The sequence below is a fragment of the Streptomyces sp. NPDC006265 genome, from assembly GCF_040613555.1.
In the GTDB taxonomy this organism is placed as follows: Bacteria; Actinomycetota; Actinomycetes; order Streptomycetales; family Streptomycetaceae; genus Streptomyces.
The window spans coordinates 1-1,263 of sequence record NZ_JBEXSH010001456.1 but is presented as its reverse complement, the minus strand read 5'-3'; the positions used below and the strand labels follow the sequence as shown (position 1 = coordinate 1,263).

Annotated in this window: 2 protein-coding genes; both read right to left on the bottom strand. The window is 73.4% G+C overall.

Features of this window, described 5'->3' with window-relative positions:
* A partial coding sequence (locus tag ABZ281_RS49775; protein WP_356665495.1) for a TIGR04222 domain-containing membrane protein occupies positions 1 to 741 on the bottom strand: 741 nt, incomplete at its 3' end.
* Between the two features lie 86 nt (positions 742 to 827).
* A partial coding sequence (locus tag ABZ281_RS49770) for a DUF4142 domain-containing protein (protein ID WP_356665493.1) occupies positions 828 to 1,263 on the bottom strand: 436 nt, incomplete at its 5' end.

The following is a 1,263-nucleotide window of genomic DNA, read 5'->3' as shown; positions in this document are numbered from 1 at the left end:
TGATCCCGACTTCGTCATCGCGCCGCCCATCGTCGTGAGGTCAGTGGAGAGGGCGAAGCGGCGCCAACCGGGAAAGTTGGCGCCCGCGTCGGGGGTCAGCGCGCCGAGCAGCCGCTGGCCGGCCGGGGAGGCCCAGCGCGAGTAGGGGTGGATCTCGACCCGGGCGACGGCCAGGCAGCTCAGGGTCAGGGCGAGCGGCAGCGCGAACCACAGGGCGACCAGGTGCCGGGGCATGTCCGGCGGAAGCGGCGTCAGCAGCGCGGCCACGCCCAGCCCCAGGACGGCGACGGCCGCGACGCGCACCTGCCGGACGGCCGTCGCGACCGTCGTACGGGCGCTGTCGGGCACCGCGAGCCCCGCGCGCACCAGTCCCTCGGCGATCCCGCGCACCGGGTCAGCCGCGGCGGCCGTGGCCCGCACCGGCGCGATACGGCACCGCCCCTCGGGACCGATGGCCCCTATCACCGACCGCTCCATCTCGTCCCGCCCGCGCGGGTCGACGACCGTCGCCCAGCCGGTGTGGGCCAGGAGCAGCCGGCGCTGGCGGGCCATGGCGACCAGGGTCACGTCGGCGACCCGCCGAGGGCCGCCGGAGAGGAAGGCGGCCTCGTACAGCGTGAGTTCACGCACCCGGCCGGTGTCCGCGTGCACGGCCGCCGCGTGCACGGCGGCCAGGCACAGGCGCGTGCACGCCGTGCCGGCCACGGCCCAGGCCGCCAGCAGGAAGAGAACCCAGAGCATATGTTGTTTGTATGTGACACGGTCCCGAAAACACCATGCCTCGTTCACAATCCGGACGGAGTGTTGTCGGTACGTGACGTTCCGTTTCAGTCCGGTGGCGGGCTGTAGGCGGGCGGCGGGAGCGTGTAGTCCGGGGAGGGGGACGGTGGCGGGTCGGCGGGGCCCGGGTCGGCGGCCGGGGGAGCGCTGTCGCCGGCCAGATCGCGGGCCACGGCGTCGAAGTCGACGTAACCCGTGGCCTCCAGCACCTTGATGTGGTCGAGGACGGTCGAGTTGGCGTCGTCGGCGAGTTCGCGCACCAGGGAGTTGCGGGTGCTCGCGCGGACCTGGGCGACGACCGAGAACACCTTGCCGTGCGCCAGTCGCAGGATGTTGGCGAACTCGCGGTCGTACTCGGCGCCCTGCGCCCGGTCGAGCCGGTCCAGCCATTGCCGCTGCTGCTCGTTCGGCTCGTCCGGCAGGGCGTAGAGCTTGCCGTCCGAGCCGGACATCGACTGCACCATCGGCTCGAGCAGGTCGCCC